The 11,639-nt window shown below is 64.0% G+C and carries 13 protein-coding genes; 6 read left to right on the plus strand and 7 right to left on the minus strand.

Features of this window, described 5'->3' with window-relative positions:
* Positions 1 to 46: 46 nt before the first annotated feature.
* On the plus strand, positions 47 to 349 hold the full coding sequence (locus tag BM083_RS11765; RefSeq protein ID WP_089869609.1) for a DUF8127 domain-containing protein: 303 nt from the start codon (positions 47 to 49) through the stop codon (positions 347 to 349).
* On the opposite strand, the gene BM083_RS11770 is transcribed toward BM083_RS11765, so the two are convergent.
* The 3 genes from BM083_RS11770 to BM083_RS11780 form a co-directional block, all read right to left on the minus strand.
* The gene (locus tag BM083_RS11770; protein ID WP_089869611.1) at positions 346 to 840 is read right to left on the minus strand and encodes a redoxin domain-containing protein; all 495 of its coding nucleotides are present in this window, start codon (positions 838 to 840) and stop codon (positions 346 to 348) included. The two genes, BM083_RS11765 and BM083_RS11770, sit on opposite strands and share 4 nt — an antisense overlap.
* A gap of 61 nt (positions 841 to 901) precedes the next feature.
* Positions 902 to 1,861, minus strand: a complete 960-nt coding sequence (locus BM083_RS11775) for a ribose 1,5-bisphosphate isomerase (protein ID WP_089869613.1) — start codon at positions 1,859 to 1,861, stop codon at positions 902 to 904.
* A 77-nt stretch (positions 1,862 to 1,938) separates the two neighbouring features.
* On the minus strand, positions 1,939 to 3,417 hold the full coding sequence (locus BM083_RS11780) for an AMP phosphorylase (RefSeq protein ID WP_089869615.1): 1,479 nt from the start codon (positions 3,415 to 3,417) through the stop codon (positions 1,939 to 1,941).
* Positions 3,418 to 3,565: 148 nt separating this feature from the next.
* On the opposite strand from BM083_RS11780, the gene BM083_RS11785 reads away from it, so the two are divergent.
* On the plus strand, positions 3,566 to 4,117 hold the full coding sequence (locus BM083_RS11785) for a DoxX family protein (RefSeq protein WP_089869617.1): 552 nt from the start codon (positions 3,566 to 3,568) through the stop codon (positions 4,115 to 4,117).
* Between the two features lie 112 nt (positions 4,118 to 4,229).
* On the opposite strand, the gene BM083_RS11790 is transcribed toward BM083_RS11785, so the two are convergent.
* Genes BM083_RS11790 through BM083_RS11800 form a run of 3 tightly spaced genes read right to left on the minus strand, consistent with a single transcriptional unit; the run spans position 4,230 to position 6,281 of the window.
* A complete protein-coding gene (locus BM083_RS11790; protein WP_089869619.1) occupies positions 4,230 to 4,520 on the minus strand; it encodes a DUF7521 family protein in 291 nt (96 codons plus the stop codon).
* Positions 4,520 to 4,897 (minus strand): winged helix-turn-helix domain-containing protein, encoded by a 378-nt coding sequence (locus BM083_RS11795; RefSeq protein ID WP_009365911.1) that lies wholly within the window; start codon positions 4,895 to 4,897, stop codon positions 4,520 to 4,522. The genes BM083_RS11790 and BM083_RS11795 overlap by 1 nt, the downstream gene beginning before the upstream one ends.
* Positions 4,898 to 4,955: 58 nt before the next feature.
* Positions 4,956 to 6,281 carry an oxidoreductase gene (locus BM083_RS11800; RefSeq protein WP_089869621.1) on the minus strand — a complete coding sequence of 442 codons (1,326 nt, stop codon included), beginning with the start codon at positions 6,279 to 6,281 and terminating at the stop codon, positions 4,956 to 4,958.
* Positions 6,282 to 6,388: 107 nt separating this feature from the next.
* Between BM083_RS11800 and BM083_RS11805 the strand changes: the two genes are divergently transcribed.
* Positions 6,389 to 7,420: a succinylglutamate desuccinylase/aspartoacylase family protein gene (locus tag BM083_RS11805; RefSeq protein WP_089869622.1), complete on the plus strand. Its 1,032-nt coding sequence runs from the start codon at positions 6,389 to 6,391 to the stop codon at positions 7,418 to 7,420.
* Here the strand turns inward: BM083_RS11805 and BM083_RS11810 are convergent.
* A complete protein-coding gene (locus tag BM083_RS11810) occupies positions 7,417 to 7,653 on the minus strand; it encodes a DUF8145 family protein (RefSeq protein ID WP_089869624.1) in 237 nt (78 codons plus the stop codon). The two genes, BM083_RS11805 and BM083_RS11810, sit on opposite strands and share 4 nt — an antisense overlap.
* A gap of 229 nt (positions 7,654 to 7,882) precedes the next feature.
* Here BM083_RS11810 and BM083_RS11815 point away from each other — a divergent pair, with 229 nt between their 5' ends.
* The 3 genes from BM083_RS11815 to purE all read left to right on the plus strand — a co-directional run bounded on the left by BM083_RS11815 (position 7,883) and on the right by purE (position 11,540).
* On the plus strand, positions 7,883 to 9,679 hold the full coding sequence (locus BM083_RS11815) for a flippase activity-associated protein Agl23 (protein ID WP_089869628.1): 1,797 nt from the start codon (positions 7,883 to 7,885) through the stop codon (positions 9,677 to 9,679).
* A 95-nt stretch (positions 9,680 to 9,774) separates the two neighbouring features.
* Entirely contained in the window at positions 9,775 to 10,932 is a 1,158-nt protein-coding gene (locus tag BM083_RS11820; RefSeq protein ID WP_089870074.1) for a 5-(carboxyamino)imidazole ribonucleotide synthase, read from the plus strand.
* Positions 10,929 to 11,540, plus strand: coding sequence for a 5-(carboxyamino)imidazole ribonucleotide mutase (purE, locus tag BM083_RS11825; RefSeq protein WP_089869630.1), 612 nt, complete (start codon positions 10,929 to 10,931; stop codon positions 11,538 to 11,540). The genes BM083_RS11820 and purE overlap by 4 nt, the downstream gene beginning before the upstream one ends.
* Positions 11,541 to 11,639 lie beyond the last annotated feature (99 nt).

The following is an 11,639-nucleotide window of genomic DNA, read 5'->3' on the forward strand; positions in this document are numbered from 1 at the left end:
CTACGAAGTAACGTACACGAGAAGCGACAGCGAGACGCTGCTGCGCTTGAACGAGACGACCCACGAAACCGCCCTCGGTTCGGCGGCGACCCCACTCCCGTTCGCCTCGGCCGGTGCCCGCAAGGTCGTCGAAGACGGGCCAGTTACTCGGCGAACACAGATTCCGGATGAGTACCAACTGCTCGTCGACGACGGCGACTACTACGTCGTCTACCCGAAGTACGGCCGATACTACAGGCGTCTGTTCGAGGAACGTCGAGCGGCCGGTACACGAATCGAGACTGGTCTCTCGGCGCTCGGCGTGGCCCTCGGTCTCGGTCTGTGGACCGCCCTCGTTCGTCGTCGCTAAACCGCGTCTTCGACCGCTTCCCGCACCGTCTCGGTGAGTTCGTCGAAGTCGGGGTTCTCGTCGCCTTCCCGAACCCACGCGTAGGTGACGACGCCGTCGGTGTCGACGACGAACGTCGCTCGTTCGGCGACTTCGACCATCCCGTACATGTCGTCGAGGACCGCGTCGTACTCGTGAATCACTTCGTGGTCCCAATCCGAGAGCATCGGGAAGTTCAGATTCTCCTGCTGTATCCAGATGTTCTGCGCGAAGGGGAGGTCGACGCTGAGGCCGTACACCTGCGCGTCGAGGTCGTCGAACAGATGCATCGTGTCTCGGAGCGCGCACATCTGGTCTGTACAGCCACTGGTGAACGCCGCCGGATAGAACGAGAGCACGGTCGGGCCGTCACTCACGACGTCGCTCAGGGTGAACGGTTCGAGGTCGTTGTACGCCTCACCGCCCGCTTTCGGGACGGTGAAGTCTGGTGCGGTGTCGCCAACGTTGACCATACGCTCTTCTCGGGCGGTCGATATTTCACCGTTTCTCCGTCTCAGTGGGCCGCTTCGGAAATCAGACGACTGGCTCTACCCACGGTTCGGTCGTCTGCTCGCCGAACAGTTCGCGCATCAGCATGACGATACTCTCCGGCGGGAACTGCCCGCGTTCGGTGACGATGGCGTCGACGTAGCGCGGCGGTGTCACGTCGAACGCGGGGTTTGCGACGGTCGGGTTGCCGAGTGCCGCCTTCTCCTCTGCGGAGAGCACCTCCGACTCGTCGCGCATCTCGATGTCGACGCTGTGGCCCGTCAAGGTGCCCGGATGCAGTTTGAACGTCTGGGCGGCGACGACGACGGGAGTTCCTCTGTCTCTCGCGTTGACCGCGAGGCCGCTCGTGCCGATTTTGTTGATGACGCTGCCGTCGGCGGCGATGCTGTCGGCACCGACCATGACGTGGTCCACTTCGTTCAGGTAGCGGCGGGCCGCGCTATCGACGATGAGCGTCACCGGGACGCCGAGTTCGTGCAGACGCTCCGCGGTGATGTGGCCTTGATTCCGCGGACGTGTCTCTTTGACGACGGCGGTGAGTTCCTTCCCTTGGTCGACGGCAGCCTCGACGCAGGCGAGGACGGCCGTCGAGTGACAGTGCGTCATGATGCAGTCGCCGTCCTTGAGGCGGTTCGCCCCCACGAGGCCGAGGTCTGCTTGTGCGTGGTCGAGGCGTTCGCGGAAGCGCTCGGCGGCGACGACGCTACTCTCGCGCAACTGCTCGACGGTGACGCCGTCCATCCCGTGGAGGACGTATCGGAGTGCGTTCGGGAGACTCACCGCCGTCGGTCGGGTGTCGTGGAGGGTTCGGGCCGCCGCTCGCATCTCCGCGCGGAAGGCGTCGGGTGTCTCGGCGTCGCTCTCGCGTGCCTGTATCTGGAGGGCTGTCGCGGCCGAGTCCGCAATCTTCGCCGCCCCACGAATCTCCATCGTGCCGATGTCGTCGGCGATGTGATGGACGTCGGGGTGGACGTGTGGGTCCATACCACATATAAGGAATCCGAACGATAAAAGCGGTTGCCCGATTGGAGTCTCTCGGCTATTCGACGGGACGAGACACCTCACACCCGTTCGACCAACGCTTCGTCCCGACTTCGCACGCGAACCGTCTCGCTCTGGCCGACGAGTCGCTCGGCGTCCGCAAGCTTGTCCTTGCTCTCGGCGTGGACCGTGAACAGCGGGTCGTCGGTGTGAATCTCGTCGCCGACGCGACAGTGGAGCGTGATGCCTGCACCCTTGTCTTTCGGCGCACCGGCACGCCGAGCGACGTCGCTCACGAGTCGGTTGTCGACGTGCGTGACGACGCCGTCTCGGTCGGCGGCGACGAGCAGTTCGTGTCGACCGGGGACGAGGTCGTCGGCCGTCACGTCCGGATTTCCACCCTGTGCGGCGACGATTTCGCGGAACTTCGCCAGCGCACGCCCGGAGTCCAGAATCTCGGCGGCCTCGCTCTCACAGCCACAGCTTTCGAGCAGGATGTCTGCGAGACGGAGGCTCTTCAGGCGGAGTTCTTCGGGGCCGTCTCCGGCGAGGGTGTCGAGGACGTCTCGGGCTTCGAGTATCGGGCCGACGCCGCGACCGATTGGCTGGGACCCGCGAGTGATGGTGCACTCGATGGTCATCCCGAGGTGGTCGCCGACGCGTTTGAAGTCCTGTGCCAGTTCTCTCGCCGCCGCGAGACTCTCGACTTTCGCCCCCTCGCCGTAGGGGATGTCGACGACGATGTGCGTCGACCCGGCGCTCTTCTTCTTCGAGAGAACGGAGGCGATAATCTGCCCCGGTGGGTCGATAGAGAGCGGCGTCTCCGCGCGGATAATCTTGTCGTCGACGGGCGAGAGGTTGACCGACCCGCCCCAGACGAGACAGCCGTTCGTCTCCGTGACGATTTGCTTTATTTCCTCAAGCGAGAACGCCACGTCACAGAGCACCTCCATCGTGTCCGCCGTGCCCGCAGGCGACGTGACCGCCCGTGAGGACGTCTTCGGTATCTTGAGGCCTGCAGCGGCGACGATAGAGACGACGATGGGCGTCACCCGATTACCGGCGACGCCGCCGATAGAGTGTTTGTCCGCGACGACGGCGTCGTCCCACTGGATGGCGTCGCCGACGTCGGCCATGCACTCGGCGAGGTGCATCGTCTCCGCCAGCGATAGGCCGTTCGTGTACGTCGCCGTGACGTACGCACCGAGTTCGACGTCCGAGAGACGGTCCTGTTTGATGTCGAGGACGATTCTCTGCAACTCGTGTTTCTCCAGTTCGACGTCGTCGAGTTTCTTCTTGATATAGTGGACGGCGGTCGGTTGCGGTGCCGGAATCACGTCGACGGAGCCGACGAGGTGACCGAGTCGGCGGGTGACGCCGAGCGTTCCCGGGTCGACCAGTTCCTCTGTGAACTCGACGATACCGATGCTGAGTCGGCCGTCGTGCTCGATTTGGACACGGTCGAGTTGGTGGACGCCGAGTTCGGTGGCGTCGGCGGTGTTGAGGAGAACGGTTGGTGAGCGAGACCCGAGGTCTATCTCGCGGGCGACCAGTTTCATGGCTGTCGTAGTCTGTCACGGTAGATAAACTTCGTCCGGGAGAGGCGACGGTGAGTGTGACGCAGTCGCACGTTCCCAGTCGGTGAGAACGAGCCTCCATTTATATCCTCTTCTCAGGAGTCTCTGTAACTGTACAAGGTGAACTAAGATGAGCAACAACACATTCCAGAGCAAGATTGGCGGCGTGACTATCGGCGGAGAGGCCCACAGCCTCAGCGCGTGGTTCGTTCTCGCGCTCCGCTTGATGTTGGGCTACGCGTTCGCCTACGCCGGTGTGGCGAAGATTCTCGGGCCAGAACCGTTCGACGCACAAGGGTACCTGATGAACGCAGTTCCCGCGAACGGCGGTCCGGCCGTCGGGTTCCTGCAACTGTTCGCGACCAACGACCTGCTCCTACAGTTCGTCAACGTCGCCGTCCCGTGGGGTGAACTGGCCATCGGTCTCGGCCTCATCTTCGGCGTCATGACCCGCTTCGCGGCGTTCTGGGGCGCCGTCATGATGCTCATGTTCTACCTCGGCAACTGGGACATCGCACACGGTGTCATCAACGGTGATTTCACCTACATGCTGCTGTTCCTCGCGCTCGCCGCGTTCGGCGCCGGCCGTATCCTCGGCCTGGACGCCTACATCGAGCAGTACGAAGTCGGTGGCGTCCCCCTCATCGAGAAGTACCCGGTGCTCGACTACATCCTCGGCTGAGCATCGTCTCACCGACTCTTCTCTCTCGTTCTCTCGAACTCTCTCGTTCTCGGATTCTCGCATCCTCACACCGTGGTCGTCCTCTCAGCCTCGATTCGACCTACCCCGCACGTCACTCGGCGTACAGCGAGTAGAAGATGACCGCGAATCCCACGAGCGTCAAGGCGGACTCGATGAGGACGCTCGTGGCGAGTTCGATGTGGAGCAACTGGTCTAAGACGCCCCCGAGAAGCGACCCGAAGGTGACGACGCCGAACCCGATAGCTAAGAACTGGAGTGCGGATGCACCAGTTCGTCGATACGCTCTGTAGCTAATGAGCGTGATGAGTCCGCCGAGGATGAGGATACCCGTCTTGGCGACGACGATAGCCGTCGCCACCGACGTAGGAGAGAACGAGACCATCAGGCTTCCCTCCTGACGGCAGACCACATGGCCGCGAGTCTCTCTTCGGGTTCGCTCGCCCGCAGTTCGAGTGCGACCTCGAACGAGCGGTCTTCGGCGAGGGCGATGGTGACCGAGTCGAACGCGACGTCGTATCGCGTCGTGTGGTGGCCGTCCGAACGTACCTCCGTCGACTCGACGAGTAACCCCGTCTCGGTGAGCGATTCTAGTTTTCGGTACGTCGTCGAGAGCGGGACGTCACAAGCGTCGGAGAGTTCGCGTGCGGTCATCGGTGTAGAGAGTGTCTTGATGATGGTACGGGAGGCAGGGTCGTCGAGCACGTCGAGGACGGACTGAAGGTCGACATCGTCCGAGGAGGGTGACTGCTCACGGAGCATCGCTAGGCAGTGATACGTCGCGACGCGAACCTAACCGTTGTGGTCGAGACGCCTCGACTCACGTCTCGTTGCCTCGTCCGTCGCGTTCGTAGGCGTGCTGTCTCCGTAACTCTCCTGCTCGCTTCAGGACAGCAGGCGTCCGACAGACGCCGGGCGCACCCGTCGCCTGCGGCACCGTACAGTTGTTACAGTTCTCGCAGACGACGCTCGTGTCCGAGGACACCTGCTTCTCGTCGTCGAGGAGTCGGGCCGGGAGTTCCGGTTCGGCGTAGAACGGTCGGGCCATCCCGACCATGTCGCAGTCACGACCCAACAACTCGTCTATCTGCCCGCGTTCGCGGATACCGCCTTCGGCGAGGACGGGGACGTCCACGGCGTCGCGCACGTCGCGACAGAGTCCGGCGTTCCACGCCGGGTCGAAGTCGTACCACCGAGATTCGACCCAGTTGCCGAGGGCGACGAGCAGGGCGCGGGTTCGCCCACCGAACGCATCCACGTAGGCGTCTCGGAACCGTTCGTCGCGCCACGCCCGAGCGGGGAACGCACCTCGAACGATGCTCATGTCCCAGACGACAGAGCCGTTGACGGGAACGACGGCGTCGTAGCCGACGTCGGCCAGCCGTCGACAGATACCGACCGTCTCGCCGTGTGTGAGTCGCGGGCCGACGAACGGCGGCGCTTCCGTCTCAGTCGGCACTTTCGCCATGAGTGGAACGTCGCCCGCGCGCGTTCGAATCTCGTCGTGGACGACTTCGAGGAACCGAACGCCGTCGCCGAACTCGTCGTTTCGACTGTTGTAGAACGGCGAGAGGAACTGATGGACGATGCCCATGTTGGCCCCCGCGATGTGGACGAGGTCGTACCCCGCGTCGACGGCGTACCCCGCCGACCGACCGAAGTCGGCGGCGAGTTCGTAGACTTCCTCGGTCGACATGACGTGCGGGTCGTAGGCGAGAAAGCCCGCTCGGTCGAGGAGTCGGAGCGGGAGCGGCGGACGCGAGACGGCGAGTTGCTGGAGGTCGGGGTGCTCTCGTCGATACGCCGCGTGCCACGTCTCCATACTCCGAAGACCACCGTGTTCGAGTTGGATAGCGATTTTCCCGCCGTGGTCGTGAATCGCGTCGGTCAGGCGTTCGAGGCCGGCGACGAACGCCGGGTCGGCGACGCTCGTCATGTTCGGTGCGGCACAGCCACCCTCCGCGCGGACGATAGTCGCCCCCTGACAGACGAGTCCGGCCCCGGCCCGTGCGGCGGGTTCGAGGTCTCCGATGAGCGTGTCGACGGCGTCGGGACCGTTCCCGGCGCACTCGAGCAGCGGTGCCCGATAGAGCCGGTTCGGTATCCGGACATCGCCGATATGCAGGGGGTCTTCGAGCCGCGTCATGGTGGCCAAACGGTGGGGGGTGGGAAAATGCTCCCGCCGACCGGTCGACTCAGTCTCTCCGACACCGCGGGCTAACGTTCAAGTCGTACGTTCCCGAACACAAGACAATGTCACAGGCCGAACCGTTCCGATACGGTGACGAAGTGGACCCTGGCGAGACGCGACATCTCCGGTACGAGATAAGCGAGACGTACCTCGGCGACCCCGTCGAGATTCCGGTCACTATCGTCAACGGCGCGCACGACGGGCCGACGGTGATCATGACGGCGGCGCTGCACGGCGACGAACTCAACGGCGTGAAGGTGCTGCAAGAAGTCGCCACTGGCTACGACCCCGCCGAGATTCACGGCACGCTCGTCTGTCTCCACGTCTGCAACGTCCCCGGTTATCTCGCCCAACAGCGCTACATCCCTATCTACGACCTCGACCTCAACCGCTCGTTCCCCGGGAAGGAGCGCGCGAACACGGCAGAACGCATGGCGAACGTCATCTACAACCGCTTCGTCAAGCAGTGCGATATCGGACTCGACTTCCACACGTCGACGCGGAACCGAACGACGATGTACCACGTCCGCGCCGACATGGCGAACGGACAGGTCGCTCGTCTCGCCCGTTCCTTCGGGGCGAACGTCATCCTCTCGGGCGAGGCCGACGCCGGGTCGCTCCGGACGGTGGCGACGAACGCGGGCGTCCCGACTATCACCATCGAGATGGGCCGTGCCCACCGTTTCCAACCGGCGCTCATCGAGCGTGCGTTGGACGGCGTCGAGAGCGTTCTCGCCGAGTACGGCGTGCTTCCGGGGAACCCGGTCATCTGGCCGGGATGGACGCGCGTCATCGACAGCGAGGGCGACAAGACCTGGCTCCGCGCCGACACCGGCGGTCTCGTCGAGATGCAGTACGGGCAGATTCCGCTGGTCCACGAAGGCGAGACGGTCTGCACCGTCTCCGATCACTTCAAAGAGAACGAACAGCGGGTGACGGCACCGTTCACCGGGTTGGTTGTGGGTGTCCTCCAGAACCCCGTCGCCGCGCCCGGCCATCCGCTGTGTCACCTCGTCGGCGTCGACGACGCTACCCTGTCGGAGATAGAACGAGAGATCGAGAACGGCGAGTTCACCGAACGACCGTGGGCCTAGCGTCGGTCTGACGAGGCGTCGTCTTCTGTGTCACCCGCACCGACCTGCTCGTGCGTGTGGTGGTAGAACCGCATTCGTGGTTTACTGTCACTCTCCGTCGGTTCGAAGCAGACACGGCGATACCGGGCGTTGTCGAGGAGGTTCACCATGACGCCCCCACCGTGTTCCGAGACCGAGTCGTAGGCGACGTCGCAGACCGGACAGTGAGAGGGAGCGTCGGCAGGAACCTCCATCACCAGCCCTCAGCAGGAGCGTGGGCGACGTCGGAGGCGTCGAATGCGTCGAACACGTCGGTCGTCTGTGTGCCACTGTGGTCCTGTGCGGCGGCGAATTCCATGTGAGACGTGTCTGTACGGCGGCGCAAAAGGGTTTGCGCGGCGAACACTCGAAAATCGGTGTGGGGTCTCTCGGTCGGCACATCGGAACACAAGAGTTGTAACGACTCGTGGAGCAAGAGTGCGTATGAGCACGGACGACAGGGTTGGTCCCCAGTCTGCCAATCGAACCCTCCTCGCGGTGTTCGCCATCACCGCGCTCGCCCTCGTCGCTCGCCTCGTCGGACTCGGTACGCGCGTCATGCACTGGGACGAGGGGCGAGTCGGCTACTGGATTCTCCGCTACCACGAGACGGGCGAGTTTGCCTACCGGCCGATCATCCACGGTCCCTTCCTCCCCATCGTCAACGACTACCTCTTCACCGTCCTCCCGCCGTCAGACTTCAGCGCCCGCCTCGTCGTCGCCGTCGTCGGCGGTCTCCTTCCCCTCACCGCGCTGTTGTTCTGGACGCGCCTGCGCAACTCTGAGACTGTCGCACTCGCACTGTTTCTCGCGGTCAACCCGCTTTTCGTCTACTACTCGCGGTTCATGCGAAACGACGTCCTCGTCGCGGCGTTCTCGTTCGCCGCACTGGGCTTCGTCGTCGCCGCCTACGACCGCAGAGATCTGAAGTATCTCTACCCGGCCGGTGTGGCGCTCGCTCTCGGGTTGACCGCGAAAGAGAACGGACTCATCTACATCGTCTGCTATCTCGGCGGGGCGTTCGTCCTCTTCGACCACCGCCTCCTGCGTGCAGCGCAGGCAGACCGGCCCCTCAAACAGACCGCCCGCGGCTATCTCGTCTCGACGAAGACCGGACTCAGTTCGTGGGCCGGCGACGTGAAGTCGGGCGTGTTCTGGGTCGTCGCCCACAGCGCCGGTGCCGTCGCCGCGTTCTTCCTCGTCATCGTCTTCTTCTATGCGCCGCGTCCCGACCTCTGGCAGATGTTCGGTGACGTCAGCATGGCACCCGACGTTCTCGAACAGGCGACGGTCGGCGCGTGGGAGAAGTTCTACGGCCAGTGGGCCTCCGGGTCCCACCAGTCACACGACTATCTCCCTTTCCTCTTCGACATCTTGGAGACTATCGTCTACGGATCCGGCGTCCTCGTCGTCTTCTCACTACTCGGCTTCGTCGTCGACGGCTACTCCAGCGGTCGCTCGCGTGACCTCGTCGCCTTCGCGGCCTACTGGGCTATCGCGAGTGTCATCGGCTACCCTGTCGCGACGGACATCCAAGCCCCGTGGGCCGCCATCCACGTCGTGCTCCCGCTGACCATCCCGGCGGCCATCGGCGGAGGATACATCTACCGCACCGCTCGCCAGTCCGTCGCTATCGAAGACGCCATCGGGACGGGCATCGCCGCGTTGGTCATCCTCTCGGCCGTCGTCGGCGTCGCCGGGGCGAACGTCGCCTACGTCGACAGCACGAGCGAGAACGACAAACAGGTGCTCCAGTGGGCACAACCGAACAACGACCTGAAAGACACGCTCCAGCAGATGGGCCGCATCGCAGAGACGAACGAAGGCCACGACGTGCTGTTCTACGGGACGAAACACCCCAGTTCGGGCGAGACGCTGTTCTACGTCCAAGACGAGTCTGACGTCCTCGCCCACTGGCAAGTCTCGAACTGGCACAGTCGTCTGCCGCTTCCGTGGTACACCGAGATGTACGGTGCGAACGTGACGAGTACACCACCGAACGTGACGGCGACGGAGATGGCCCAAGACGCACCGCCCGTCGTCATCGCCTACGACTGGAACCGTTCGGAACTCGAAGACGCACTGCCGGGCTACACCGTCCACGAACACAAGTTCAAACTCTGGAACGAGAACATCGTCGTCTTCATCGACGAGTCGGAACTGCCGGAGTCACAGCAGGCTGACCTCCGACGTGCCGAACCCGCACCGACCAAGCGCGTTCGCGCCGCTCCGGTCGCCTGAAGTAGGTTCGGCTTGTCTCTGAGATACGCACGTTCTCGCACACCTCGACTCCGTAGGTGGTAACTCTTATGCAGATTCGTCCGAAACGGCCGACCGTGACAGTGACCTTACCCGGCCCGACGCTCGGTGTCGTCGGCGGCGGGCAACTCGGCCGGATGCTGGCCGAGGCCGCCGCCCCACTCGGCGTCGAGGTAGTGGTGCTCGACCCGACACCCGACTGCCCGGCGTCGCCCGTCGCTCGCGCGCAGGTCGAGGGCGACTTCGACGACGCCGACGCCGTCCACGAACTCGCGTCTCGCGTCGATGTGCTGACGTTCGAAATCGAACTGGCTGACCCGGACCTGTTAGAGGAAGTCCAAGACGAGTACGACGTACCCGTCCATCCGTCGCCCGACACGTTGCGGATGATTCAGGACAAACTCGTCCAGAAGGACACGCTCGGCGAGGCGGGCATTCCGATTCCCGAGTTCCGCCGCGTCGACGACGCAGCGGACCTGCGAGACGCCGTCGAGGAGTTCGGTAGCGTGATGTTGAAAGCCCGGACCGGCGGCTACGACGGCCGCGGCAACGTCCCCGTCACCTCGCTCGACGAGATAGAGGACGCACTGGAGTACATCGGCCACGCCCCCGCGATGGCCGAGACGTTCGTCGACTTCGTGCGCGAGGTGTCGGTCATCGGTGTGAAAGGGAACGAAGAAGTTCGCGCCTTCCCGCTCGGCGAGAACGTCCACGAGGAGGAGATTCTCCGCGAGACGGTCGTTCCCGCCCGGACGAGCGACGAGGTGACGGAGCGCGCGCGAGATGTCGCCTACGACGTGCTCGACCAGTTGGACGGTCGCGGCGTGTACGGTATCGAGTTGTTCGAAACCGAGTCCGGTGAGATTCTCGTCAACGAAATCGCGCCGCGCCCGCACAACTCGGGCCACTGGACCATCGAGGGCGCGCTGACCTCGCAGTTCGAACAGCACGCTCGCGCAGTGCTCGGGTGGCCCCTCGGGTCGACAGACCTGCGCGCGCCGACGGTGAGCGCAAACGTTCTGGGAGATGTAGACGAATCCCGAGAAGCCGAACTCCGCGGTGTCGAGGAAGTGCTCGCCGCCGACGGCGTGAGCATGCACTGGTACGGCAAGCGCGAGGTTCGCCCCCTCCGAAAGATGGGCCACATCACCGCCGTCGGTGATTCGTTCACATCGACCGACGACCTACTCGCATCGGCGCGCGACCACGTCGACTCGCTGACGTTCGACCAATGACTGTACAAGACCTCATCGACCGACTCGAAGCGGAAGCCGAGATGGACCGAGACCCCGAGACGACGCCCGACGTGGGTATCATCATGGGGTCGGACTCCGACCTCGACGTGATGTCCGGTGCGTACGACGCGCTGGAGGAACTCGGCTTCGAAGAGCAGACGGACTACGAGAACCCGCCCAAATCGCGGTTCACCTACGAGAGCTACGTCGTCTCGGCACACCGAACGCCCGAACTGATGTACGCCTACGGGGAGACGGCGGAGGCGCGCGGCCTCGACGTCGTCATCGCCGGCGCGGGCGGGAAGTCCGCGGATTTACCGAACATGACTGCCTCCATCGCGTACCCACTCCCGGTCATCGGGGTGCCGGTACAGGAGAAGTCCGTCGACTCGGTCATCGGGATGCCGACCGGCGCGCCCATCGTCGCCGTCGACGCGGGCAAGTCGTTCAACGCGGCGCTGTCGGCGGCACAAGTGTTGGCTCGGCAGCACGACGAGGTGCGTGCGGAGCTACTCTCGTACCACGAGGAACTGGTCGGTGGCGTCGCCGAGGTGTCGCGTGACCTTCACGACCTCGGTCACGTCTCGTTTCGTGACCGTTCGGCGTAGTCGACTGTTCTTCTCGCTTCCGTGTCTCCGCCCAAAGCTTCACGGTTGAAACCGCCGTAATCGCCCGAACGCGTAAGAATCAACGCTTATAGGGGAGCA

The organism is Halogranum rubrum (genome assembly GCF_900114455.1).
In the GTDB taxonomy this organism is placed as follows: domain Archaea; phylum Halobacteriota; class Halobacteria; order Halobacteriales; family Haloferacaceae; genus Halogranum; species Halogranum rubrum.